Source organism: Peribacillus deserti, assembly GCF_016909175.1.
GTDB lineage: Bacteria > Bacillota > Bacilli > Bacillales > DSM-1321 > Paraperibacillus > Paraperibacillus deserti.
Genome location: NZ_JAFBFI010000002.1, coordinates 42,617 through 66,220 on the forward strand (window position 1 = coordinate 42,617; position 23,604 = coordinate 66,220).

General features: G+C 39.5%; 27 protein-coding genes and 1 riboswitch. Of the genes, 19 read left to right on the plus strand and 8 right to left on the minus strand.

Annotated elements, in window-relative coordinates:
* Nucleotides 1–56: 56 nt before the first annotated feature.
* The gene (locus tag JOC77_RS02375) at nucleotides 57–638 is read right to left on the minus strand and encodes a DUF2238 domain-containing protein (RefSeq protein WP_204538033.1); all 582 of its coding nucleotides are present in this window, start codon (nucleotides 636–638) and stop codon (nucleotides 57–59) included.
* A gap of 18 nt (nucleotides 639–656) precedes the next feature.
* The gene (locus JOC77_RS02380) at nucleotides 657–1,223 is read right to left on the minus strand and encodes a DUF2238 domain-containing protein (RefSeq protein ID WP_204538035.1); all 567 of its coding nucleotides are present in this window, start codon (nucleotides 1,221–1,223) and stop codon (nucleotides 657–659) included.
* Between the two features lie 285 nt (nucleotides 1,224–1,508).
* Nucleotides 1,509–1,552: riboswitch (PreQ1 riboswitch) on the plus strand.
* Between the two features lie 57 nt (nucleotides 1,553–1,609).
* Between JOC77_RS02380 and queC the strand changes: the two genes are divergently transcribed.
* From queC to JOC77_RS02400, 4 genes are read left to right on the plus strand one after another with little or no spacing between them, the layout of a single operon-like run.
* Nucleotides 1,610–2,269, plus strand: a complete 660-nt coding sequence (gene queC / locus JOC77_RS02385) for a 7-cyano-7-deazaguanine synthase QueC (protein ID WP_204538038.1) — start codon at nucleotides 1,610–1,612, stop codon at nucleotides 2,267–2,269.
* A gap of 1 nt (nucleotide 2,270) precedes the next feature.
* Nucleotides 2,271–2,747 carry a 6-carboxytetrahydropterin synthase QueD gene (queD, locus tag JOC77_RS02390; RefSeq protein ID WP_204538041.1) on the plus strand — a complete coding sequence of 159 codons (477 nt, stop codon included), beginning with the start codon at nucleotides 2,271–2,273 and terminating at the stop codon, nucleotides 2,745–2,747.
* Nucleotides 2,740–3,468, plus strand: coding sequence for a 7-carboxy-7-deazaguanine synthase QueE (gene queE, locus JOC77_RS02395; RefSeq protein WP_204538044.1), 729 nt, complete (start codon nucleotides 2,740–2,742; stop codon nucleotides 3,466–3,468). The genes queD and queE overlap by 8 nt, the downstream gene beginning before the upstream one ends.
* Before the next feature lie 12 nt (nucleotides 3,469–3,480).
* Nucleotides 3,481–4,014: a VUT family protein gene (locus JOC77_RS02400; RefSeq protein ID WP_204538047.1), complete on the plus strand. Its 534-nt coding sequence runs from the start codon at nucleotides 3,481–3,483 to the stop codon at nucleotides 4,012–4,014.
* A 411-nt stretch (nucleotides 4,015–4,425) separates the two neighbouring features.
* On the opposite strand, the gene JOC77_RS02405 is transcribed toward JOC77_RS02400, so the two are convergent.
* On the minus strand, nucleotides 4,426–4,599 hold the full coding sequence (locus JOC77_RS02405) for an asparagine synthase (protein ID WP_204538050.1): 174 nt from the start codon (nucleotides 4,597–4,599) through the stop codon (nucleotides 4,426–4,428).
* Nucleotides 4,600–4,738: 139 nt separating this feature from the next.
* Here JOC77_RS02405 and JOC77_RS02410 point away from each other — a divergent pair, with 139 nt between their 5' ends.
* Entirely contained in the window at nucleotides 4,739–5,749 is a 1,011-nt protein-coding gene (locus tag JOC77_RS02410; RefSeq protein ID WP_204538053.1) for a serine hydrolase domain-containing protein, read from the plus strand.
* 16 nt (nucleotides 5,750–5,765) lie between these two features.
* Here JOC77_RS02410 and JOC77_RS02415 read toward each other — a convergent pair whose 3' ends face one another.
* A complete protein-coding gene (locus tag JOC77_RS02415) occupies nucleotides 5,766–6,257 on the minus strand; it encodes a methylated-DNA--[protein]-cysteine S-methyltransferase (protein ID WP_204538056.1) in 492 nt (163 codons plus the stop codon).
* A 296-nt stretch (nucleotides 6,258–6,553) separates the two neighbouring features.
* The gene (locus JOC77_RS21800; protein WP_377337113.1) at nucleotides 6,554–6,787 is read right to left on the minus strand and encodes a DNA glycosylase; all 234 of its coding nucleotides are present in this window, start codon (nucleotides 6,785–6,787) and stop codon (nucleotides 6,554–6,556) included.
* Between the two features lie 369 nt (nucleotides 6,788–7,156).
* Between JOC77_RS21800 and JOC77_RS02420 the strand changes: the two genes are divergently transcribed.
* Nucleotides 7,157–8,179 carry an NADH:flavin oxidoreductase/NADH oxidase gene (locus tag JOC77_RS02420; protein WP_204538059.1) on the plus strand — a complete coding sequence of 341 codons (1,023 nt, stop codon included), beginning with the start codon at nucleotides 7,157–7,159 and terminating at the stop codon, nucleotides 8,177–8,179.
* 501 nt (nucleotides 8,180–8,680) lie between these two features.
* Here the strand turns inward: JOC77_RS02420 and JOC77_RS02425 are convergent.
* On the minus strand, nucleotides 8,681–10,210 hold the full coding sequence (locus JOC77_RS02425) for a DHA2 family efflux MFS transporter permease subunit (protein WP_204538062.1): 1,530 nt from the start codon (nucleotides 10,208–10,210) through the stop codon (nucleotides 8,681–8,683).
* Between the two features lie 336 nt (nucleotides 10,211–10,546).
* Between JOC77_RS02425 and JOC77_RS02430 the strand changes: the two genes are divergently transcribed.
* The 8 genes from JOC77_RS02430 to JOC77_RS02465 all read left to right on the plus strand — a co-directional run bounded on the left by JOC77_RS02430 (nucleotide 10,547) and on the right by JOC77_RS02465 (nucleotide 16,329).
* A complete protein-coding gene (locus JOC77_RS02430) occupies nucleotides 10,547–11,089 on the plus strand; it encodes a hypothetical protein (protein WP_204538065.1) in 543 nt (180 codons plus the stop codon).
* Between the two features lie 116 nt (nucleotides 11,090–11,205).
* On the plus strand, nucleotides 11,206–11,559 hold the full coding sequence (locus JOC77_RS02435; RefSeq protein ID WP_204538068.1) for a four-helix bundle copper-binding protein: 354 nt from the start codon (nucleotides 11,206–11,208) through the stop codon (nucleotides 11,557–11,559).
* A gap of 542 nt (nucleotides 11,560–12,101) precedes the next feature.
* Nucleotides 12,102–12,797: a 2-phosphosulfolactate phosphatase gene (locus tag JOC77_RS02440; RefSeq protein ID WP_204538071.1), complete on the plus strand. Its 696-nt coding sequence runs from the start codon at nucleotides 12,102–12,104 to the stop codon at nucleotides 12,795–12,797.
* Nucleotides 12,794–13,573, plus strand: coding sequence for a phosphosulfolactate synthase (locus JOC77_RS02445; RefSeq protein WP_204538074.1), 780 nt, complete (start codon nucleotides 12,794–12,796; stop codon nucleotides 13,571–13,573). The genes JOC77_RS02440 and JOC77_RS02445 overlap by 4 nt, the downstream gene beginning before the upstream one ends.
* Entirely contained in the window at nucleotides 13,570–13,968 is a 399-nt protein-coding gene (locus JOC77_RS02450) for a VOC family protein (protein ID WP_204538077.1), read from the plus strand. The genes JOC77_RS02445 and JOC77_RS02450 overlap by 4 nt, the downstream gene beginning before the upstream one ends.
* A gap of 128 nt (nucleotides 13,969–14,096) precedes the next feature.
* A complete protein-coding gene (locus JOC77_RS02455) occupies nucleotides 14,097–14,405 on the plus strand; it encodes an iron-sulfur cluster assembly accessory protein (protein WP_204538080.1) in 309 nt (102 codons plus the stop codon).
* 366 nt (nucleotides 14,406–14,771) lie between these two features.
* Nucleotides 14,772–15,650, plus strand: a complete 879-nt coding sequence (locus JOC77_RS02460; RefSeq protein WP_204538083.1) for a carbon-nitrogen hydrolase family protein — start codon at nucleotides 14,772–14,774, stop codon at nucleotides 15,648–15,650.
* Nucleotides 15,651–15,660: 10 nt separating this feature from the next.
* Nucleotides 15,661–16,329 carry a GNAT family N-acetyltransferase gene (locus tag JOC77_RS02465; protein WP_204538086.1) on the plus strand — a complete coding sequence of 223 codons (669 nt, stop codon included), beginning with the start codon at nucleotides 15,661–15,663 and terminating at the stop codon, nucleotides 16,327–16,329.
* Between the two features lie 105 nt (nucleotides 16,330–16,434).
* Here the strand turns inward: JOC77_RS02465 and JOC77_RS21490 are convergent, their stop codons facing one another.
* A complete protein-coding gene (locus JOC77_RS21490; RefSeq protein ID WP_275585039.1) occupies nucleotides 16,435–16,566 on the minus strand; it encodes a hypothetical protein in 132 nt (43 codons plus the stop codon).
* A gap of 451 nt (nucleotides 16,567–17,017) precedes the next feature.
* On the opposite strand from JOC77_RS21490, the gene JOC77_RS02470 reads away from it, so the two are divergent.
* Nucleotides 17,018–17,818, plus strand: a complete 801-nt coding sequence (locus tag JOC77_RS02470) for an EcsC family protein (RefSeq protein WP_338047175.1) — start codon at nucleotides 17,018–17,020, stop codon at nucleotides 17,816–17,818.
* Between the two features lie 313 nt (nucleotides 17,819–18,131).
* Nucleotides 18,132–19,478: a TrkH family potassium uptake protein gene (locus JOC77_RS02475; protein ID WP_204538092.1), complete on the plus strand. Its 1,347-nt coding sequence runs from the start codon at nucleotides 18,132–18,134 to the stop codon at nucleotides 19,476–19,478.
* 38 nt (nucleotides 19,479–19,516) lie between these two features.
* Here JOC77_RS02475 and JOC77_RS02480 read toward each other — a convergent pair whose 3' ends face one another.
* On the minus strand, nucleotides 19,517–20,272 hold the full coding sequence (locus tag JOC77_RS02480) for a L,D-transpeptidase family protein (protein WP_204538094.1): 756 nt from the start codon (nucleotides 20,270–20,272) through the stop codon (nucleotides 19,517–19,519).
* Nucleotides 20,273–20,597: 325 nt separating this feature from the next.
* Between JOC77_RS02480 and JOC77_RS02485 the strand changes: the two genes are divergently transcribed.
* The 3 genes from JOC77_RS02485 to JOC77_RS02495 all read left to right on the plus strand — a co-directional run bounded on the left by JOC77_RS02485 (nucleotide 20,598) and on the right by JOC77_RS02495 (nucleotide 23,464).
* The gene (locus tag JOC77_RS02485) at nucleotides 20,598–21,533 is read left to right on the plus strand and encodes a manganese-dependent inorganic pyrophosphatase (protein ID WP_204538097.1); all 936 of its coding nucleotides are present in this window, start codon (nucleotides 20,598–20,600) and stop codon (nucleotides 21,531–21,533) included.
* Nucleotides 21,534–21,735: 202 nt separating this feature from the next.
* On the plus strand, nucleotides 21,736–22,647 hold the full coding sequence (locus JOC77_RS02490) for an ABC transporter ATP-binding protein (protein WP_204538100.1): 912 nt from the start codon (nucleotides 21,736–21,738) through the stop codon (nucleotides 22,645–22,647).
* Nucleotides 22,640–23,464: an ABC transporter permease gene (locus JOC77_RS02495; RefSeq protein ID WP_204538104.1), complete on the plus strand. Its 825-nt coding sequence runs from the start codon at nucleotides 22,640–22,642 to the stop codon at nucleotides 23,462–23,464. Before JOC77_RS02490 ends, JOC77_RS02495 begins: the two co-directional genes overlap by 8 nt.
* Nucleotides 23,465–23,604: the final 140 nt, after the last annotated feature.

Here is a 23,604-nt window from a genome sequence, read left to right on the forward strand (position 1 = left end):
AAACAGTAAATTCTCATTGGAATTTACTGTTTTTTAATTTTATAATCCCAAATAAATCAAGTGATTTTACTCTTAAGTTTCTGCTTCGTTCTAATTCCAGACCACACGGCAACGGCAAGACCTCCGAGGCCGTCCGAAATGAGGTCGCTCATCGTATCTTTGTTTCCACCACCCTGCAGGGTCATATTAAACAACTGATCAGAGGCAAACTCATAGAATTCCCATAAAACACCGCCAAGAACAGCAAAAGAAAAAGTAAACAGAAAAACGAACCAGGGGGAGATCATATTCCCGGCACTTCTATAGGAAAGCCGCTCGTATAGAGCAACGCCTGTGAAGCCTAATAGAGCGCCGCTAATTGCATGGAGAAACGTATCCCACCAGCCAAGCCCATACCAGCCTCTAATCGAACCTAAATATTGAGAGGCGAATAAAAAGATCAAATAACTAAAAGTCAGCGGAACATTAAAGGTTAGCTTTGTGAATAAAGCCAGAAGCAGGGGGATCGCTCCGCATATAATTCCACCGGCTGCTACGGCAGCTTTAAAAGAGGCTCCTGCTGTATAAAAATATATACTTAAGACCGCCATGAATATAACATAGATGATGCTGGCTATAGTGATAAGTTTTCTGTTCATGGTTCTCCTTTTCATATTTTAAAATTTTTGCTTTCTAAATAGAGCATAAGAAGCTATGGCCAGTGCTCCGGCAAAACCAGAAAGCAAGTCATACATGGTGTCCTTATTACCGCCTCGCTGCATGGTCTCTGTATAATAGAGGTCTCCGAAAAACTCGTATATTTCCCATAAAACGCTTGCTACTAATGCTAGGGAGAGAACAAAAAGAAATATGAGGAAACGTGAAGTCATTTCAAGAGCCGGCTTTGGGATGAGAACTTTTATTAAAGTAATCGCAATAATGCCCATAAATATCCCTTTATAAAGATGGAGAGACGTGTCCCACCATGGTACATGCACATAAAATTTTGCGATCGATCCTAAGAAAGTAGAACAAAAGATAAAAACGTAGTAAGCAACAATTTCAGGAATATTAAATGGATTTTTTTTCAGTAAAAGTAAAAACAGCGGCAGTCCGCTGACAGCTATTCCGCCGAGCCCAACCCGCCATTTAGAAGGATCATCCTTCACAAGAAAGTAGATAAATAAACCAGCCATAAACAACATAAAAACTACTGAAAGTACAATTATGACTTTTTGTTTCATAGTTCACCTCACTAACAATTATGTCCAAATATTAAAGGTTAAAATCAAATAATTGGACAGTTGGTTGAATTAAACCGCTTAAACGAAGCAGTGATATCCTTCTCTATAAATAGTCAAATGAAAAATAAAACGGTAGGATCTCAATCCTCGCGACGCTTATGAGAATAAAGACATGTCTTCACAGCATATGATTAAAAAAACTCTTTCGTTTTAATAAAATTATGTTATTATAATTAAGTTGAACTTAAATTAAATAAACCGTACATTTTTTTTAGAAAAGTTATGACGGGAGAGGTTCTTAGCTACCCTCTTTAAAAAACTAAGGAAAAACAGTGCTGCTTTTCTTTAGCTGCACTGTTTTTTTCGTTAAAAAGGAGAATTTGTTTATGAAAAAGGATAAAGCGGTTGTTGTATTCAGCGGGGGCCAGGATAGTACTACTTGTTTATTCTGGGCTTTAGAACAATTTAAAGAAGTAGAGGCTGTAACGTTCGATTACAACCAGAGACACAGACTGGAAATTGATTGTGCAAGAAATATTACACAAGAGCTTAATGTCAAGCATCATATTCTCGATATGTCGTTATTAAATCAGCTTGCACCAAATGCCTTAACGAGGGACGATATCCCAGTCCTAGATGGGGAAGAAGGAGAATTGCCCAGCACTTTTGTACCGGGAAGAAACTTGCTTTTCCTTTCGTTTGCCGGGATTCTTGCCAGGGGAATTGGAGCAAAGCACATTGTTACAGGGGTATGCGAAACAGACTTTAGCGGATATCCAGACTGCCGCGATATGTTTATCAAATCACTTAATGTGACTCTTAATCTATCAATGGATGAAAACCTGGTCATCCACACACCTTTAATGTGGCTGAATAAAGCGGAAACGTGGGAAATGGCAGATTCGCTTCAAGCTTTTGATTTTGTCCGGGAAAAAACCCTCACATGCTACAACGGAATTATAGCCGACGGCTGCGGCGAATGCCCTGCCTGCAAACTAAGGGAAAATGGGCTGAATGAATATCTGGCCTCCAAGGGAGAGTTATAGAATGTACGGATTCCGCATCGTAGATAAACTTCAAAAGTTTCATGAGGATATTAAAATAGAGCAGCTCAAATATCATTCAAAGAGGGTAATGGTGAGCAAGGAATTCACCTTTGACGCTGCACATCATCTTCACAACTATGAGGGGAAATGTATGAACCTTCATGGACATACGTACAGGGTTATATTTGGGATCAGCGGTTTTTTGGATGAAAGAGGGCTGGTTATCGATTTTGGTGATATTAAGGAAATCTGGAAAAACGAGATCGAAATATTCCTCGATCACCGATATATCAATGAAACGCTTCCTCCCATGAATACGACAGCTGAAAACATGGTTGTCTGGATTTACGAAAAAATGAAAACTGCCCTACAAAATAGAGAAGAGCAATATGATGGAGCTAGAATAGAGTTTGTACGGTTGTATGAAACTCCAGCAAGCTTTGCCGAAGCTAGACGGGAGTGGATGGAACTTGAGTAAAATACCTGTTATGGAGGTTTTTGGACCAACCATCCAAGGTGAAGGAATGGTTGTTGGACAGAAAACCATGTTTGTACGAACAGCTGGATGTGATTATTCCTGCTCATGGTGTGACTCTTCTTTTACCTGGGATGGAACTGGCAAGCACCTGATTACTCAGATGGAGCCAGATGAAATATGGGCAAAACTAAAAGAAATAGGCGGAGAAGGCTTTTCTTTCGTAACGATATCTGGAGGGAACCCGGGACTGCTTAAAAATCTTAACGAGTTCGTCATGCTCCTAAAAGAAAATCAAATAAAGATCGGTTTAGAAACTCAAGGGTCGAAATGGCAGGAATGGATGATGGAGATTGATGAACTGACGATTTCCCCTAAGCCCCCAAGTTCTAATATGATTACGAATTTTTACAGTCTGGATGATGTGATTACAAAACTTAGTTCCCCTGAATTTGAAGGGAATATTAGTTTAAAAGTGGTTGTTTTTAATCAAGAAGACTATGAGTATGCTAAACGAATACATCAGAGATATCCGCATATTCCTTTCTTTATGCAGGTCGGAAATGATGATACAGCAACCGAGGACAATTCAATGCTTATCTCGCATTTACTTACTAAATATGAAGAGTTAATAGAACATGTTATGAAAGACAATGAACTAAAAGATGTAAAAGTACTTCCTCAGCTTCATGCTTTAATATGGGGCAATAAAAGGGGAGTCTGAGAAGGAGAAATTATGTTAAGAATCCTGTTATATTTAGTGGCCATCGTTGCAGCCAATGTGGTGACTGCATCGTTTGATCCAATGGAATTTGGAGTTTTCATTGTTCCAATGGGAACTCTTCTAATAGGGGCAACATTTATTTTGCGGGACCTTGTCCAAAATAAATATGGAAGAACAAAAACGTACCTTACAATCGGGGCGGCACTTATTCTTTCGGCGTTAGTATCCTTCCTCTTGGATGATACCTTATTGATTGTTCTTGCTTCTGCCATTTCATTCGCCGTGTCAGAGACTACAGACACCGAGATTTATTCAAGATTAAATCTACCGATGAGCTGGAGAGTTTTCTACAGCGGACTCGTTGGTGGAATACTAGATTCCGCGATCTTTGTTATTATCGGCTTAAGTCCGCTTGGAGCAGGATTCCTGCCATGGGAAGCAGTCCCAGCAGCCATTCTTGGCCAGGTTATTGTCAAAACAGTTATTCAGGCCATTGGTGCAGGAATCCTTTCTGGAGTGTCTGGGAACAAACAGATATCAGCTTAAACAAAACCCCCTTTGATAAGAAAAGGGGGTTTTGCTTTTTTTATACGATGCCTCTGTTATAGAATAATGATTATTTAAACTTAACACAATTAAGCAGGTAACTAGAAATGAAACAAAAATTTATTGAACGTGTTATGGGACCTTATTTTTTCGTATATGAAGTGTCTCGCTTATTGAAAATCTAATGATCTAGTACAGCAAAAATCATTTAATCAGCCAGTAAACAACTTTATGGGGGTAAATCCAAATTTTTTTCGAGGGTTAAATGGAATTTTATGGGTCAATTTCGTTCTTATGGTTTTTCTCAACCTGGTCTATCCCCTCATCTATAATGGGGGTGCTGGCTGACAACCAGGCGAACAGGTTTTATACCAGCTTAAAAGGAGCACTATTATGTGCTCCTTTACTAAACTAACGACGATGTTCAACAAGGTCAATGACTCCAAGCACCATATGGGCAAGACCAAAGCCGAAGACAGTATTTGCAATCATTTTATTAGAGCCCTGCATTTGTTTCATGGTATAACCAGCAGCTGTAACGGCAGTGCCTAAAGCGGCAGGAATTAAGCCTTCACGAACGTTCATGGTTACATACCTCCATCGATGTTAGTAGTGCAAAAATACACCATTCTTAGTTTACCGTTTCTATGGCAATTTACACATAAATTAAAAGGAAAGCTGTTGTATTTTGTCGAATTAAAGGTAAAGAGAGGGGGCTTCACAAATGAATATAAAATTTGAACCATTAATCACCTGGGTAGAAAATATCAAAGAACGAAATCATAGTTCCGCAGCAGCTCTGGTTATCATAAAAGATAATGAAATCGTCCTTGAACACTACAGCGGTTATCATTCTAATACAGATCTGGCAAGGAAAGTTACAGCAGAATCGCAATTTAATGTGGCGTCAGCTAGAAAATCCTACTTAGGTCTAGCTGTGGCTTACGCATTATATGAAGGTAAAATAAAGAGTCTTGATGATCATGCTGCTCATTACATGGACGACGTAGATCATGATTTACTGGGAAATAGCACCATTCGCCATTTCGTGACTCATTCACATGGTCTGCATCAAAAAGAGGATGGAACCATATACAGAGAATTTGAACCAGGAGAAAACTGGGCATATAGAGGAATCAATGTTTTATTAATAAGCAGGCTTATTGAAAAGTTGTATGGGAAGAGCTTTCCGGAACTTTTGAAGGAAAGAGTTTTTTTACCATTAGGATGGGACCAGACCGGCTGGCATACAGAGGATACGGATGAGCTGGTAAAAGTTATCATAGATCCGGAACAAAAGGGTACAGACAAGCTGGGTGATAGTAAGGACGGTTCTCAATCTAATCTTTATGTGTCTGCCAGAGAGTTTGCTTATTGGGGAAACCTTCATTTGAATCATGGTAATGTAAATGGCAGGAAGATTGTCCCTTCTGAGGTCATTCATCTTGCAACACAAATTCAAAGTCCATGGTTTAAAGATAAAGAACTTCCACATAATGGGATATTCTGGTATGTGAAGGCTGAGCCAGCGGCAAGAAGCGAAATCGGCGACAGAGTTCCCAAGGGCGCTTATCAAATTCTAGGAATAACAGGTCCTGCTATACTAGTGATTCCCGAATATAATGCAGTGGTCGCTAAGATGTACAACAAACGCTATAATTATGGCGGAGAAAACTACCTGCATTATTTGAGAGAGTTCAGCAATATTGTTTCAGATACGTTCAAAAAGGTATAAGAAAACCCAATCTGATCTACACGATTGGGTTTTTATGCTTATTTAAGGAAACTTTTTCATGGTTTAAAAGCCATTCCTTACGCCAAATACCTTCTGCGTATCCTGTAAGCTGGCCTCGTGAACCAACTACACGGTGGCAGGGAATAACAATTAGAAGCTTATTTTTGCTATTTGCGTTTCCAACAGCTCTTACTGCTTTTGCACTGCCTGTCTCATATGCAATATCCATGTAAGAACGAGTACTGCCAAATGAAATGGTATTCACCTGCTCCCAGACCTTTTTCTGAAAGGGAGTTCCACGTTTTTCTAATGGAAGAGAGAAAGAGATTCTAGCTCCTTTAAAATATTCTGCCAATTGAGTCAAGGCCTCCCCTATTATAGGATGCTGCAAGCCTTGAGCTGGCAGGACTGTTCCTCTCTCTGAAAAACGAAGGGAAAGGATGTGCCTGTCAGTGGATTCTATTTTAATCAGGCCGATCGGCGACTCATAATAACCTGTATATATCATTTTAAAAGCGACCTCCAAAGGTAAAATGCTGCATAGGCTTTCCATGGTCTCCAGGCTGCAGCCCAGGTTTCTATCTCTGTTATCCCAGGTTTATGCCCGAGCCTGAGAATATTCTTTAATGCATGATGCAGACCCACGTCAGCAATAGGGAAAGCATCCGGTCTTCGTAAACATCTCATCATAGTATAATGTGCGGTCCAGGGACCTATTATCCCCTGATTGCAGTCAGCTTCCTTTCTATTTCATTAACAGGAAGTATTTGCAGCTTTTTTTTTTGGACAGCTGCCCCTCAGCAATCAGGCGGAGTCCTTTATATTTAGGGTGGCGTGTAAAATTGTATTCTTTTCTGACAGCTTATAAAACGGCTCCAAATTCCTATCTAAATCAAACCAATCTTCAATATAGAGTACAATTTCTTCCCGCACTCTGGAATCAGACCAGCCCATTGGAAAGGTAACCTTAAGGTGATCGTTCTCTCTGTTTAAACAGATGAGTACTGGGACATTTTGTACCATAACAGTTTTTGTTATAGATTTTTTCCAGCATCAATAACATGTAAAATTTCATTATGGATAAATATACCATGCTGTCTCTTATTGAAAAATCCTTAATAGGTATTAATAAACAATCTTCCATTTCTGTGAACAGCATCGATAAACCTCCACTGTTTTTTATCTACATGTTAATCAAAATTGCAAGCCTTGGCAATTGCATTCTTGCTTTGTAATTATTAAATGTCAGGGAACACTACATAAAAGAGGGTCATTAAACTTTAGAAAGTTTTTCAAGTCTTTTAATTTGCTATCAGAGATTTTGGAATGTAAAAATGGTAAGTATCCCTTTGCTCTGAATTGAGGATATTTTAAAAAGGGAATCAACAGGAAAGGAAGTTTTGCAATATGCCCACTTTATTAGATTCCTTTGAATTGAAAGGACTAACATTAAAAAACCGGATGGTTATGCCTCCTATGTGCCAGTATTCCGTAAAGGCCAAAGATGGTATCCCTAATGACTGGCATTATACTCATTATACCAGCCGTGCTGTTGGAGGAACTGGTCTTATTATAATGGAAATGACGGATGTTGAACCAGATGGACGGATTACGGATTATGATCTTGGAATCTGGTCCGATGACCACATCCCCGCCTTCAAAAAAATAATAGAGTCCTGCCAGAGCTACGGCTCAAAAGTAGGTATCCAAATCGCCCACGCCGGCAGAAAGGCAGAAGATGCCGCTGTACCTGTCTCATCTTCAGCTATACAGTTTTCGGATCGATATAAAGAGCCGCGTGAACTGACAACTGATGAAGTACAAGAAATGGTTGGCAAATTTGAAGCCGCATTTAGAAGAGCAGTAAAGGCAGGAGTAGACACCATTGAAATTCACGGAGCTCATGGCTATTTAATTCACCAGTTCCAATCTCCTCTTACCAACAAAAGAACAGATAAGTATGGAGAAGATAAAGCCCGATTTGGAATAGAGATCATTGAGGCTGCAAAACGAGTAATGCCTGAATCCATGCCATTGATTCTCCGCATTTCGGCAGTAGAGTATACGGAAGGAGGATATGACCTCGATTACTCCATTGAACTGATTAAGCGTTATAAGGAAGCGGGTGTCGATATTCTCCATGTATCCTCTGGCGGTGAAGGAACATCTGGTCCAGCCTCAGCAGGTCCGGGTTATCAGCTTGATTTCGCAGCTGCAATTCGAGAGGCAGTTAACATCCCTACTATAGCTGTCGGCCGGATGGAGGATTATGAGTTAAGCGGACAAGCCATCAGAGAAGGTAAAGCGGATCTGATCGCAGTAGGACGAGGAATGCTGCGCAATCCTTTCTGGGCTAATGAAGCATCCATAGCGCTTGGAGGGGAGCCTTTAACTCCTGAACAATACAGGGCCGCATATAGTATCCGATAAAAAAGTTGTCTAAACAAGAGCGTGAAACATAATATTATTATGTAAATCTCTTTCGCTCGATTCCTATATCACTAAAGAGGCAGCAATATACCTTTTATTACAGTGAAAGTGTTGGAAGGAAAAACACTCGAACAAAACGAGCACTGGTTAAGAAGATGACCGTGCTGTATCAGAGTCGTTCGAGGTGGACGCAGACAAAGTGTTCCTTTTTTTCGAGGATTTAGAAAATAGACAACTACGGCAAGCAGGGAGAGCTTTATTCTTTTCTAGATAAATAAGGTTCATTATATCCACTATTGAAATAGATGAAACGGCTAGCCTATAGGCAGCCGTTTCTTTTTTTATTTGCTATGCATACAAAGTTCCTCACATTGATGCACATTTATTCATTTTGGGGTGTAAAGTATTGGTTTTGACATATAATTTTTGAAAAATAAAACATATAACGGACCAAAATAGAAAGACTTCCGTTGTACAGCAAGATACAATGGAGGTCTTTCTTTACTCTAGCAGTTTCCTCGCTCCACCGCGAAGCCTTGTGCGGGATTCTATGTTTTCACGGCGTTTCGTGATTACATCTTCTTTAGGTGAGGTGCGCTTAATAAAGAAGGCCAGGATAAATGCAGCTGCTGACAGCCAGGCAGCTATCAGGAAGGCATCGTTTACTCCCATTACCGTTCCCTGGTTTACTGCTGCAGCCATCGCTTCTTTGTTTTCCGGCGAAATCTGCTGATGCCTTATAATTTCTTTGACATGCAGGGCCCCATTATTAGTCATGATCGATACGAAAAAGGCCATGCCCACTGCACCTGCAATCATTCTCAATGTGTTTACCATGGCTGTTCCATGTTTGTTTAAATTTAAGGATAACTCATTTAATCCTGCTGTAAAGATAGGCATAATCAATAGAGACATCCCAAACATACGCGCCGTATAGATGGTTACTACGTAATTGAATGAAGTATCTGTATGCAGTCTGCTTAGACCATAGGTCGTAATAATGGTTATACCTAGACCTATAACAGCCAGCCATTTGGCGCCATACTTATCAAATAATCGGCCTGTAATCGGAGACATAATTCCCATTACGATGCCTCCGGGAAGCAGCAATAATCCGGACATTAAAGGAGAGAAACCCCGTACATTCTGCATATATATGGGCATTAAGATCATTCCTGAAAACATCGCCATGGTTACAATAATGTTAATGATCGTTGTTAAAGTAAAGATGGGGTAGCGAAAAATCCGAAATTCAAGGATAGGAGTTTCCACTATTAATTGCCGCCAAACAAATAGAGTTAAACTTATTCCGCTAATCGCAAATAGGAGAGCAACTTCTTTGCTGGCCCAGCCTCTAGTGCCTGCCTCAGTAAACGCATAAAGAATGCCTCCGAAGCCTATTGTTGATAAAATGACTCCGAGAATATCGAGCTTCGGCCTTCCGGTTTTTGTAACATTTTTTACTAAAAATATGGCCGCCATTAGATTGATGAATGCAAAAGGAAAGATAATGAAAAAGAGAACTCTCCAGGAATAAGTCTGTACGATCCAGCCCGCTAATGTGGGACCGACAGCAGGAGCAAAGTTTATGGCTATCCCGAATATACCCATCGCATATCCCCGCCGGTTTGGGGGAAACAAAGTGAATATCACATTGGTTATAAGCGGAAAGAGAATGCCTGCCCCGGCAGCCTGTACAACACGGCCTGCTAGAATAATTGAAAATGTTGGTGCAATGCCGCATATGAACGTCCCCGCAGTAAACAGCCCCATGGATGCAAGATAAAGCTGCCGGGTGGTATATCTGTTCATCAAGTAGGCGGTCACTGGAATAACGATTCCATTTACTAGCAGGAATATAGTGGTCAGCCAGTTTGCGGTTGCGGCAGATATGTGCATCTGATTCATGATTTGCGGCAGCGCTATATTAATCAGGGTCTGATTTAAAAAAGCCACTACTGCTCCGGCTATCATGACAGCAAAGATTGGCCCTATACGGATGGATGAATCAATTGCTTCATTTTTATTCATAAAATTTTACACACCACCTATGAAAGAAATACGTATATACGAAGCACCAAAAGACCTGAACTATATAGTTCCCGAGCTATAGGTCTTTAATCCAGCCAGGGACAAATAGCTGCCATACTTTTCATACATAAAATAAAATGAGAGGAAATTAGTGGCTGGGAAAACGGAATGATCGCACCGGTAGAGGCAGTTATGAGTCCGGCACGACTTATTAAACCTGCAGAGAGAGTCAAACCCATGTATTAAGTACCTAATTCTACTTGCCCAACCTTTATGGAAAACGTCTCCATTTTTTAATGCGTCTCATATGATAACGCAGAAAGGAGGAGTCTTTTTTTGCAGAGAGTAGTGATCTACAGGAATTATAGGGGGTATGTGTCAAAACAGCTGGTGCAGAAATGGCTTCATATTATGACTCTAATTTCCGATAAACTTTTCATGACCGATAACGTGAAATGGTTGAAAATAGATAGTATTAAAAAAGACGAATCACTTCCATTCACCTTTTTTAAAGAATCTGACGGGAATTTTATATTTCGGCTTGAATATCAAAGGTTAGAAAATCCTAGCCAGGACTTAATAAATGCTATTGAATTTCTTTTCATTCAAGGCAATGTCCAGGGTGAAAAGCATGAAATTTGTGGAGATAACCGAACGATGATTGAGTTTGAAAGTAAACCTGATTTATTTCATACAAAAGAAGAGAAACAGGATTCTTTCTTGCTTTTATTGCAAAAAGAAACGATGCTGGGCAATCTTTCGCTTCTGCTTGAAAAGTTTCAAATAGCCAAAGATTGTGGCGATACATCAAGGACAGAGAAGTATCGGCGTCAGGTGATGCAGCAGATACAGGAACTCAACCAGTTTCCTTCAAGTTAATGAGAGGAACTTTTTACGTTTAAAAATCAATTTGTCCTCCTCTTTTTAGACGAATAGAACAGAAATCCCTTTCATATATTGTACACGTAACAAAGTAACTTCTTGGAGGGATCGAGATGAGTGCATCTGTGGCATCAAGTGAAAGATTAAGAACCTACTTAAGAGAATGTGCAGAAGCCTGTAACGCATGTGCAGAAGCCTGTGAGTATTGTTATAGAGAGTGTTTGCGCAGTGAAGATGTCAGGCGGGAAGCTTTGAGGCTTGTCAGGGATTGTGCAGATGTATGTAATCTAGTCCGTCAGCTTATAACCCGGGAAAGCGCTTATTCAAGAGTTCTATGCAGTGTGGCAGCTAACATATGTGATGCATCTGCCAGGGCTTGTGAGCAATATGAAGATGATTATTGCAGAAGATGTGCAGAAGCGTGCAGAAGATGTGCCGATGCCTGCCGGGAGCTTTGTATAAATTAAATTAGAAATTAGGCATGTTACACGAATGGATTAACAGAGCAAATATTTATTAAGATCCTCTATTTCCAGGAGGATCTTTTTTATCAATTCTTACACCGTGCCATTATATATACGGCGTTGTTAACTCCCTCATAAAAAAGAATCTGCTTACACATTGCGTAACATTTAATTTATCCTTCCTAATTAGTTACCCCAAAAAGTCCAGTAAGGCTCTCTTATATGAACGTATATACAAAATCCACAAAAGAGATGGCTTACTACTCTATTAAACTCCCCATTATTTGTCTCTTATTAATTAGTCCTGAGGGTTAATAGACGTACATTATAAGAAATTGCTTTCTGCCAGGCCATTTTTCTTTGAAATTTCTCAAAAGGCTGCAGTCAGGCTCCTTTTATCCTTTCTGCTAAGAATACACTTTTGGTTTTTTTACCAAGGAAGGGCTTGAGCACATGGCACCCATTTCTGCCGGGCGAATATACTTTTTAGTGTAATACAGTTGATATGACTGTAGCTCTCAGTAACGCAGAAGGAGAGGGAGCAGGTGGGAATTCATATATTTCAGGGTCACGAACCTTCACTGAAATCTTCATATATCAATGTGGTGATTGATGTGATACGGGCTTTTACGGTAACACATCATGCTTTTATACAAGGAGCTGCAGGAATCCTGCTCGCAGGCAGTGAGGAGGAAGCCTTTAGGCTGAAACAGAAAAATCCTGATTTTCTTCTCGCTGGGGAGGCAGGGGGTCTTCCTATTGCAGGATTCGATTTAGACAATTCACCTGCCAATGTGTTCAATTTCGATTTGAAGAACAAATTTTTAATTCAGAAGACCACAAACGGAGTTACAGCAACATTGAACTCATTGGATGCCCAGTATGTGTTTGTAACTGGTTTTTCAAATGCAAAAACCACTGCAGAGTTTATAAAAAACAAGCTGATGGATCCTAATTCCGATCAATTGGTTAATATAATTGCTTCCCATCCAGAGGGAGACGATGATCTCGCATGTGCGGAATATATAGCAGGCATTTTGCAAGGCCAGTGTTCCTGTTCTGCGGAGGAGGCTGCTGAAAGAATCAAACATTCGCATGCTGCTCAAAAGTTTTTCGACGAAAGCAATCCCCAGTTTAATAAAGAGGATATGGGTTTTTGTATGAAAGAACTGGCAGAAGGCTTTGTTATGAAAGTCAATTATAATGACAGAATACCGATGATTGAGAGGGTAAACGTGTGAATATCGAAGGACTTCATTTGCCTGAAAGGACATGCAAACCAAGGAAGCATGGAATCACAATATTAATCGATAACGGCGTGCCGGAAAATTTATTTAAGGATACCATTGCTAGTGCGGGCAAGTATATAGATTTCGTCAAGTTCGGCTGGGGTACCTCAATCATCACGTCGCGGCTTGAACAAAAAATTAGTTTCCTTCAAGAACATAAGGTGGATTCTTTCTTCGGAGGAACTTTGTTTGAAAAATTTTTAAGCCAGAAAAAGGTAGATGAGTTTCACCATTTATGCACCCGCTATGGGTCAGCTTTTATAGAGATATCAAATGGTACTTTAAATATTTCCAATAGAGAAAAATCGAGATTTATTAAAGAATTCTCAAATAATTTTATTGTGTTCAGTGAAGTTGGCCACAAAGATTCCGTCATTTCAGGATTTCAAGATTCCGACGAATGGGTGGAATATATTCAGGAAGACCTGGAAGCCGGAGCTTATAAGGTAATCACAGAGGCCCGGGAGAGCGGTACTAGTGGATTATGCGATGATAAAGGGGAAATGCGCCTTGATATTGTAGACAGGATCTTACAGTCAAGGATTAATATAGAGAAGATAATTTTTGAGGCTCCCAATAAAAAACTGCAAACATCATTTATTAAACTTGCAGGCCCTAATGTAAATCTGGCTAACATCCCATTCACCGATCCTATTTCCTTAGAAACTCTCCGCTTGGGACTACGATCTGACACTTTTTATACCTTTCAAGAGGGGGAAATAGAATGAGAGATACTAATAAAGTTTTTCATCTGGCGATTCCCTGCAAGGACCTGGATGAAACCGTTGATTTTTATGAAAAATTGGGCTGTACGCTGGCAAGAAGATATGACGACCGAGTAACATTTAACTTTTTTGGTGACCAGGTGGTATGCCACTTAAATCCAGAAAGTGTAGATGTGAGGCCTAAAATGTATCCCCGACATTATGGAATTACATTTACCGATAAAAAAGAATTCGATCAAGCCCTTCATTTTGCAGAGGAGCAGAAGCTGCCCTTTTTCCAGGAGCTGATGGTCAGGTTTAAGGGAAAGAAAGAAGAACATATCACATTTTTCCTGGTCGATCCGGCTAATAATTTACTGGAGTTTAAATATTATCACGATATTGAAATGGTATATTGACTATATCTTATAAAGCCATTCCTGTTAAAAAGGATGGCTTTTTACTTGCAAGGATTAGGAGTAATTATTTTTATTTTTGCTAAAAGAGGTGGATAATAAGACTAACAACAAATAGAGGTGACCAATAGATGAAGTGTAAAATCAATAGAAATGCTGCTAAAGTGATTAAAAAGATGCTTAATGAAGAAGAGGCAGCTGCCGGAAAAATGATCCGGGTCATTGTAACTGAAAAACATGGCGACCATGCCCACTATGCCTTAACATTTGATACACCAACAGAAAATGATGTGATTGTAAAAACAGACAAAGAAATCGATGTTCTTCTTGATAAAAGAGATGATTTCTTAGATGGAGTCTGGATTCAATTCTTTTATGTTCCTAAAGAAGAATTTGTTATTACAAACCCATCTAAAGGCAGTCATTCTCATCACCATTAATTTCACCGTGCACAACTCAGCCAGGGACAAGTTCCCTGGCTTTTGTTTGTCTTTTATAATAAAATGGCCCGTCGATTGACACATACGGCTCCTTTTTGAAGCTAGCAATATGACATTTGATACATTCATTTTGAGGATATGACGCTTAAAAAATGATTTTCGATGCGGTAAAATAAGTAAAACTACTAATATATTCACCTGGCATTTTGACCCTTACATAGTAAAAATTTACGCCTTCGGCTGAAGCTTTTTCTATAGTATACTTTTTGTTACTATGTAACTAAAAAGTGTGTACTTGTCAATCATCTGAAATTATCTAATAATATCGTTATTGCTTACGGACAAGAAATAAAGTGGGGTGTTTCTATGCAGTTAAGGGTTTCCGCAGTACAATATCAACTTCATACTATAAATTCCTTCGAAGAATTCGAAAACCAGGTTGAACATTATGTAAAAACGGCAGCGGAATCTGATGCCGAATTTGTACTTTTCCCCGAATTTTTTACAACTCAGCTCATGTCAATTGACAATGAATATGGGGAAGCCTTAACAATTGACCACCTCCCAGACTTTACTGATCAATATCGTGCGTTATTTATCAGGCTTGCGATGCAGACAAACATGCATATTATTGGAGGGACCCATGTAATACGCAGGGAGGGGCGTCTCTATAATGTCGCTCATTTATTCTATCCTGATGGCAGAGTAGCAGAGCAGGCAAAACTTCATATTACCCCGACCGAAATAAATGAATGGAACATGTCTGCTGGCGAGAGTCTCGAAGTCTTTGAAACAGAAAAGGGCACGATTGCCATGCTTACCTGTTATGATATCGAATTTCCTGAAATCGTGAGAATGGCAAAAGCCAAAGGTGCCGATGTAATATTCTGTCCATCCTGCACCGACGACCGCCACGGTTTTCATCGTGTCAGGTATACAAGCCATGCGCGTGCAATAGAAAATCAAGTATATGTAGTCACTACCGGTACGGTCGGCTTACTTCCAAAAGTTGATTTTATGCGGGCTAATTTTGGCCAGGCGGCTGTCATCACACCGAATGATATATCTTTTCCTCCCAGCGGTTTAGCAGCTGAAGGTGAAATTAATCAAGACATGATTATCACAGCTGATCTTAACCTGGAGCTTCTGTACAAAGTGAGAGAAAGCGGGTCTGTTACAACCTGGCGGGACCGGAGAACGGATCTTTATGGAGATTGGGAAGCAAAAGCCAAAGTGCTTGTCTAAGGGGGCAGCTATGTATCACAAGGAATTCTTCGTGTTCGATGGTGATAAGCCTATGAAGGCAATAATCCGAAATTACACAGAAAGTGATTTTTCCAGCTTAATAGAGATTCAGCGGGAATGTTTTCCGCTTCCATTTCCTCCAGATTTATTATGGAATACGGAGCAGCTTTCCAATCATATTACTCATTTTCTGGACGGTGCCCTATGTATAGAGATCGAAGGTACATTAGCAGGTTCTATGACAGGATTGCTTATAGACCTTGAAAATGATGATAGAGATCATACATGGGCAGAAATAACAGATAACGGGTATATCAGGACCCATAATCCTAAAGGAAATACCCTATATGTGGTAGATATCAGTGTCCGGCCTCCATATAGAAAATTAGGCATTGGAAAATGGCTGATGCTGTCGATGTATGATGTAGTTATTCAGCATGGTCTCACTAGGCTCCTGGGAGGCGGAAGAATGCCAGGATATCATAAAAAAGCAGAAGAAATGTCACCTCAAGCCTATCTAGAGGCTGTAATAAAAGGTAAGCTGAAGGACCCTGTTATCACCTTCCTTCTTCGCTGCGGCAGGACACCTGTGAGAGTAGCAGCAAATTATTTAGATGATGTGGAATCTTGTCATTACGGTGCTCTAATGGAATGGAGAAACCCATTTAAATTACTTTAGTATTACGCCGTGCTTTCAAATAAATCTCCCTTATAGCTCGATATGATTGCTGCTTTGAAAGTGGTAACAAAATATCTTTATTTCCCTTTTAATAATATGCTATTTCTATAAGATTGTTGCTTTTAACTGGTATTGTGATACCAAAATGGTTGATAAAGAGTTGATCTTCGCTGCAGGTGCGAGACTCCTGCGGGAGAAGCTGGTATTGTCCAGCTCCGGACTGACACCTTCGGTCATAAGCCAATCCGCCATCAAAAGGCAAAAAGCGCCTTTCGCTGCCGCTTGTCTTATGCCTGTCAGGTGTCTGCTTTTCTAGTGTGATCCTACTTCAATTAAGTTAGTTCGTGAAAAGCACCGTCCTCCGCTTTTCTATCAGGTGAGACCCCACAGTCGCTTAAGCGACGAGGAGGCTTACCGCCCGCCCCGCGGAAAGCGAGCATCCTTTCGCTGCAATCAACAATTCAATTTGTTTGGATGATAGCAACAAAATTTACGAAAACAGCCTAATAATATGAAACCAAACCTTCTGTCAATAGATAGAAGGTTTTAGTTTGCTTCGTTGAGTTAAAAAAACCACAGCACTGGCTCTTATCAAGACAAAGCAGCTGGTGGATTGGAGAAAGGTGTAAATAGCAGCAGAAAAAGTGTAGAATAAGCACAAACACTAGCAGGAATGAAGGTGAAAAAAGTGGAATCTAAAGAACAATTACTGCGAGAGCTTGAAATGATTAAAAAATGGGAAGATGATCAGAGCGGCGTGTGGTTTTGGGACCGGATCGGACGCCTTCCATTTAAAATTCTGGACAAAATTACTCCCTCTTTTATCCATAAAAAAATGGGGAATCTTCTTGACGAAATCGGAGGGTACATTCAATCCGGCGGCAGGTATTTAATCAGCAAGGAAAGGTTATTCAGCAGAATTCAGGATCATACTGGACAAAATGTGGAGAAGCTTTCCGATATTCGCAGTATACCAATCAAGCCGCTGGACGAAGTGACTGCTGAGCTGATCGGCCAGCGAAAAAAATTAGCGGCCTTTCAGGGGGCAACCACAGGAATTGGAGGAATGTTTACACTTGCTCTCGATATTCCGGCCATCCTGGCGATATCATTAAAAACTTTACAAGAAATTGCTATTATATACGGCTATGACCCTGATGAAAAAAGCGAGAGAATTTTTATTGTTAAATGCCTGCAGTTTTCTTCAGCAGATATTGTCGGCAAACGAGCCATATTAAACGGACTTTCTGAATATAACCGCCAATCGGATTCCTCAGGGGAAATGATGTCACAGCTTCAAGGCTGGCGGGAAGTCGTTTATACATACCGAGATTCTTTTGGCTGGAAAAAACTATTTCAAATGGTGCCTGTAGCAGGACTCATATTTGGAGCGATCTCCAACCGTTCCATGATCCGGGATCTTTCAGAAACAGGATCGATGCTGTATAGAAAAAGAAGAATAATCGAAAGATTAGAAGAGATGGATTAATTAGAAGGTTTAAAGTTATGAAACGCCATCCAGAGCAGAAGCCTTTTAGCTCTTTATCTTGAAAGATCGAATCTCCCTAGCAATCTCTATCGGCATTTTCCTTAAATGGTGATAAATTGACACCTGCCTGTAATCTGGCTTATGACAGATAAAAGGTTACTTTGACAACAGTGGCTTTTTACTATAAATCAGAAAATACCCGAAATATTACATGAATGAACATGCGTCCTTAACCGAGCATTGACTCTGTATATATGTTAAAATTCCGGGTATATGGTTTATTATCTAAAGCTCGTTTTGAAAGGACAGCAATATGAAGACAAGATTGCTTAACAAATTAAGTCCCGCTCAATTAATTATTGTTTATTATGTGGTTTCTGTTACTATTTCTACTATTTTATTGAACCTTCCGGTGTCGTTGAAACCCGGAGTCGAATGGGAATTTATTGATATACTATTTATGGCCGTCAGCGCAGTTAGTGTTACAGGTCTTTCTGTTGTTGATGTCGGTCAGACATTTAGTACCACAGGCCTTTTTTTATTGATGTTTGTTCTGCAGTTTGGGGGCATAGGCATCATGTCTTTGGGAACTTTTTTCTGGTTGATTCTAGGAAGGAAGATAGGACTAAAAGAGCGGCAGCTTATTATGACTGACCAAAATCAAACAAAGCTTTCAGGGCTGGTTAAATTGCTGATACAAATCGTTCAGATCATTTTATTTATTGAAATTGCAGGAGCAATTATTCTTGGTCTTTACTTTTTGAACTATTTTCCTGATTGGAAAGAGGCCTTTTTGCACGGCTTATTTTTATCGGTAAGTGCTACTACTAATGCTGGTTTTGATATTTCGGGAAGTTCCATGATCCCCTATGCAAAAGACTACTTTATCCAAATCATTACGATTATTTTAATTACACTGGGTGCCATTGGATTCCCTGTATTAATTGAGGTCAAGGAATACTTTTCGAGAAATCATTATCCGTATAAATATCGTTTCTCACTTTTTACAAAAATTACGTCATTTACTTTTGGTGCTCTGATTGTGGTGGGAACTGTTTTAATTTTCCTTCTTGAAAGAAATGGTTTTTTTACGGATAAAACCTGGACAGAAACCTTCTTTTATTCTTTATTTATTTCTTCTAATACAAGGAGCGGCGGGCTCACTACAATGGATGTAAACCAATTCTCGGAACCAACCACACTACTGCTGAGCTTCTTAATGTTTATAGGCGCCTCTCCAAGTTCAGTCGGCGGCGGGATTAGAACCACTACCTTTGCCATTATGTTTCTGTTTGTTATTAATTTTGCAACAGGTAACAGGGCGATTAAGGTCTTTAAGAGAGAAATATGTGAAGAAGATATTTATAAAGCAGTTGCGGTAATGACAATGGGGTTGACTATGTGCTTTTTGTCCATTTTTATAATGACAATAACAGAGTCACTAACCATATCGGAAATTATCTTCGAGGTATGTTCCGCTTTCGGGTCTGTAGGGCTGTCATTGGGAATTACTGCAAAGCTGAGCTTTACCGGAAAAATAGTGGTCATGATCTTGATGTTTATAGGAAGAGTCGGTATCATTTCCTTCTTATTCATTATCGGGCGGCAGGAAAAGACAGGCCATTATCAGTATCCAAAGGAAAAAATTATTATTGGCTGATAAAAAAACGGCATCCGGTTTGAGATGCCGTTTTTATCTTATTTCAAGCCTAGAGCTTTTTTAGTAGCTGTTCCGACAATTCCATCTGCTTTAATGCCCTTTTTTTTCTGAAAAGCGATAACAGCTTTTTCTGTGTTGGAACCGAAGATTCCATCTATTCCTTTTGTATTGTAGCCTAAAGCTGTTAACTTTTTCTGCAGAGCTGTAACTTCAGCTCCGCTGCTTCCTTTTTTTAGTACTTTTGAGACAGGTATAGGAGGAGCGGGCTTTGCGGTGCCATTCACCTTAAATCCATAAGAAGCAGCAATGCTGTTAAATGGCTTTGAAGATGAGGTGATTACAACCGGAGTGTTAACAGGGACCTGGCCAAACAGCCACTCAACTTCATGATCGTACATCCTGATGCACCCGGCACTCGCATAGGTGCCTATGGAATTAGGATTATTGTTTCCGTGAATAGCATAGGTAGTTCCCCAAGTCTGCCGCGCATTCAGCCCCAGCCAGCGGTTTCCGAGAGGATTCCTGGGATCTCCGCCTGGTATATGTCCTGAATAATAAGGCCTGTTTACTATTTTGTTCACAATTTTAAACTTGCCCTCAGGTGTGTACGACGGCTGTCTTCCCGTCGCTACACGAAACACTTTTGTTAAAACTCCACTTTTATAATAGGCAAGCTGGTTATTAGTTTTGTTGATAATAATTAACTTGCTTTCCGCAGCAAGACTGGCGGTTTCACCAAAGCTAAAGACTGCAAGAAAAAAGAGCACAAAAAGGATAAAACATTTTTTAAACAAAAATTTCCCCCCTAACTTTTTATTTCCGTTTATCCTATGAGAGGAGGGGGGTGAAACTTTACAGTTTTGTTAAAAAAGTTACAAAATGGTTTTCAAAAATTTAGGATACATAAAAAAAATGGAAAATGCTTTGTGATAGGAATAGAAATAGATATAATAAAAACATTGGGTAAAGTCATTCAAGCAAGTTTTATATAAGGCATTTAGGAATAGCTTTAATCCTAGGCTCTCTGGCTGATCAATTGAATTACTTTATACAGGTAGTGTATTAAAAGTACCAGCTTTAGAGGTCAATCATTTTATACATACAAGGAGTAATGAAAATATGGAAAAAGTATTAATCTTCGGTCATAAAAATCCTGATACGGATACTATTTGTTCGGCCATTGCTTACTCGGATCTAAAGAAACAGCTTGGTATGGATGCAGAACCGGTCCGCCTTGGACAAATCAATGGGGAAACTCAATTTGCCCTTGACCATTTTAACGTCGAAGTTCCACGCCTGATCGAAACGGCTGCAAACGAAGTAAAGTCGGTTATTTTAGTTGATCATAATGAACGCCAGCAAAGTGTAACTGATATTAATGATGTACGTGTATTGGAAGTAATTGACCATCACCGCATTGCAAACTTTGAAACAAGTGATCCATTATATTATCGCGCAGAACCGGTAGGCTGCACGGCTACCATTTTAAATAAATTATACAAAGAACATGGTAAGGAAATCAGAAAAGAAATAGCCGGTCTTATGCTGTCTGCTATCATTTCAGACTCATTGCTATTTAAGTCGCCAACTTGTACAGAAGAAGATGTTGCAGCTGCGCGTGAATTAGCCGAAATAGCAGGAGTAGATGCGGACAGCTATGGTTTAGATATGCTGAAAGCAGGTGCAGATTTAAGCGGAAAAACGATCCAGGAACTCATTTCACTAGATGCCAAGGAATTTGAAATGGGCAGCAGCAAGGTAGAAATTGCCCAGGTAAACGCGGTTGACACTGATGAAGTATTGTTGCGTAAAGCTGAGTTGGAAGCTGCGATCACCTCTGTAATTAACGAAAAGAAGCTGGATTTATTCCTATTTGTTGTAACAGACATTTTAACAAATGATTCTGTTGCATTAGCAATAGGTGAAAAAACAAATGCAGTAGAAAAAGCGTATAATGTCAGTCTTACAGATGGAACCGCCCTATTAAAAGGTGTTGTATCACGCAAAAAACAAATCGTTCCTGTTCTGACAGATATATTTAACAAAGAAGTATAACTATAATGGTATTTAGCGGGCCGGCATTTTATGCCGGTCTTTTTTTATGAGAAAAGGGAAAAGTGATTGGGGCAAAAATCAAGAATTGACGAGTCTCACCATTTATATTACATTTTGGAAGATAATAGTAAAAAAAGACTATTATATTGTGCGCGTTTTTTAAGGGGTGAAAGAGAAGAATAGCAGGAAAGGGTGCACCTAAATGTCATTAATATATGTGTCAAAATTATCTAAACGATATGGTAATGAACTGATTTTAAAAGATGTTAACTTCAAAGCCGATGAGGGAGAAATAATCGGGCTGCTAGGGCCGAATGGTGCTGGGAAAACAACCTTTATCAGGCTGCTGAATGGTGTCATTCATTCTGATTCAGGTACTATTACTGTGTCTGGATTTAACCCGGCTGCTCAAGGTGACGAGGTAAGGAAAATATCCGGAATTGTTACAGAAAGTGCAGGACTTTATCATCAAATGAGCGGAAAGGAAAATCTTGAGTTCTTTGCAGGTATTTACAAAGTAGGGGCAGCAAAAGACCAGATCAGCAGGCTATTACGTTTATTTGATCTAGAGGAGCATCAAGCCAAACTTGTGGGGGCCTATAGTACAGGAATGAAAAAGCGGCTGGGACTCGCAAAGGCTTTATTGCATAATCCGAAGATTTTATTTCTGGATGAGCCTACGAATGGATTAGACCCAGAAGGAATACGAATTGTTTTATCTTATTTAAAGAAATACAACAAAGAAACCGGAACCACCATTTTGATTTGTTCCCACGTTTTGCATCAATTAGAAACGGTTTGCACTTCATTCGCGTTTATGGATCGTGGGACCATAGTAGAACAAGGCCGTCTTAAAGAATTGGAGGAAAAATACATTAAAGAGTTAGAAATTACTCTTGAAACTCCTTTCCCTATCGAACCATTACATAACATTCTAGGTTTTGAATGTTTAAGAAAAAGTGATTCATACATAACTATCAAACTTCGGAGCAAAGAGGATATATCCGTTTTATTAAAAGAAATTCTAAAAAGTCATCCAGTATATTCAGTAGTCCACGAGAATAATAGTCTGGAATCGATCTATTTCAATATCCGGGAGGGTGGGAATGGATAAATCTGTTATTTTGACACTGGTTAAGAAGGACATAATTGACATTAAAAGGAGCAAAAGCTTATTTATCACTTTAATAGTCATTCCTGTCATCTTCTGTGTTGCTATTCCTAGTATCTTATCTGCAGCTGCCCTGTTTGCTGATATAGAAAATATGCTGGATGCTGAATCGCTGAAGCTGATTCATTCTGTGCTTGGAAAAGTGGAGCAAACAGCCGGTTTAGAAACAATCAATCAACAATTTTTCTATACAGCTATTAATTACTTTCTTCCTGCTTTATTTCTGCTCGTCCCGATCATTACTGCATCTGTATTAGGGGCTAATAGTTTTGTAGGAGAAAAGGAACGCAGAACGTTGGAAAGCTTATTGTTTTCTCCGATTTCCATGAAGGAGCTTTTTATTGGTAAAATCACAGCTTCATTTGTACCTTCTTTCGCTGTTTCGGCGGTCAGTTTTTTAATAAGCGGAATCATTATAAATTCAGCAGGATATCTTTTATTTAATGAATGGATTTTTCCTTCAGCGAATTGGATCATTCTTATACTTTGCTTATCTCCTCTGGTTACTATGATGACAATCTTAATCAATGTGATCATATCTTCAAAGGTTAAAACCTTTCAGGAGGCCCAGAATATAGGCGGGGTCATCGTGCTTCCTGTTATTGGGATGTTAGTCGGACAATTGTCAGGAGTGTTTTTTATCGGGCCTGAATTTTTGCTGGCCATATCTATTGTGATAGTGGTAATCAATATCATTATGTACAAAAGGATAACAAAGCTTAGTGATAGAAATTCTTTATTTGAAAATCAAATTGGATAATTCATTATGCAGCCGGTTATCATAATAAGCTGAGGAAAGACCGATTTTTTATTGGTCTTTTTGTATGTTATTCATCATTGTTTTATTATTTTCGCTTTTTTTTCATCCAGGTAGTGTGTATTTTCCGCTTAAGCTGGTTA

Excerpts from the sequence above, each read along its gene's own strand:
- JOC77_RS02375 (WP_204538033.1), bottom strand. The coding sequence starts at position 638 with ATGAACAGAAAACTTATCACTATAGCCAGCATCATCTATGTTATATTC.
- JOC77_RS02380 (WP_204538035.1), bottom strand. The coding sequence starts at position 1,223 with ATGAAACAAAAAGTCATAATTGTACTTTCAGTAGTTTTTATGTTGTTT.
- queC (WP_204538038.1), top strand. The coding sequence starts at position 1,610 with ATGAAAAAGGATAAAGCGGTTGTTGTATTCAGCGGGGGCCAGGATAGT.
- queD (WP_204538041.1), top strand. The coding sequence starts at position 2,271 with ATGTACGGATTCCGCATCGTAGATAAACTTCAAAAGTTTCATGAGGAT.
- JOC77_RS02400 (WP_204538047.1), top strand. The coding sequence starts at position 3,481 with ATGTTAAGAATCCTGTTATATTTAGTGGCCATCGTTGCAGCCAATGTG.
- JOC77_RS02405 (WP_204538050.1), bottom strand. The coding sequence starts at position 4,599 with ATGAACGTTCGTGAAGGCTTAATTCCTGCCGCTTTAGGCACTGCCGTT.
- JOC77_RS02410 (WP_204538053.1), top strand. The coding sequence starts at position 4,739 with ATGAATATAAAATTTGAACCATTAATCACCTGGGTAGAAAATATCAAA.
- JOC77_RS02415 (WP_204538056.1), bottom strand. The coding sequence starts at position 6,257 with ATGATATATACAGGTTATTATGAGTCGCCGATCGGCCTGATTAAAATA.
- JOC77_RS02420 (WP_204538059.1), top strand. The coding sequence starts at position 7,157 with ATGCCCACTTTATTAGATTCCTTTGAATTGAAAGGACTAACATTAAAA.
- JOC77_RS02425 (WP_204538062.1), bottom strand. The coding sequence starts at position 10,210 with ATGAATAAAAATGAAGCAATTGATTCATCCATCCGTATAGGGCCAATC.
- JOC77_RS02435 (WP_204538068.1), top strand. The coding sequence starts at position 11,206 with ATGAGTGCATCTGTGGCATCAAGTGAAAGATTAAGAACCTACTTAAGA.
- JOC77_RS02450 (WP_204538077.1), top strand. The coding sequence starts at position 13,570 with ATGAGAGATACTAATAAAGTTTTTCATCTGGCGATTCCCTGCAAGGAC.
- JOC77_RS02455 (WP_204538080.1), top strand. The coding sequence starts at position 14,097 with ATGAAGTGTAAAATCAATAGAAATGCTGCTAAAGTGATTAAAAAGATG.
- JOC77_RS02460 (WP_204538083.1), top strand. The coding sequence starts at position 14,772 with ATGCAGTTAAGGGTTTCCGCAGTACAATATCAACTTCATACTATAAAT.
- JOC77_RS02465 (WP_204538086.1), top strand. The coding sequence starts at position 15,661 with ATGTATCACAAGGAATTCTTCGTGTTCGATGGTGATAAGCCTATGAAG.
- JOC77_RS21490 (WP_275585039.1), bottom strand. The coding sequence starts at position 16,566 with ATGACCGAAGGTGTCAGTCCGGAGCTGGACAATACCAGCTTCTCCCGC.
- JOC77_RS02475 (WP_204538092.1), top strand. The coding sequence starts at position 18,132 with ATGAAGACAAGATTGCTTAACAAATTAAGTCCCGCTCAATTAATTATT.
- JOC77_RS02485 (WP_204538097.1), top strand. The coding sequence starts at position 20,598 with ATGGAAAAAGTATTAATCTTCGGTCATAAAAATCCTGATACGGATACT.
- JOC77_RS02490 (WP_204538100.1), top strand. The coding sequence starts at position 21,736 with ATGTCATTAATATATGTGTCAAAATTATCTAAACGATATGGTAATGAA.
- JOC77_RS02495 (WP_204538104.1), top strand. The coding sequence starts at position 22,640 with ATGGATAAATCTGTTATTTTGACACTGGTTAAGAAGGACATAATTGAC.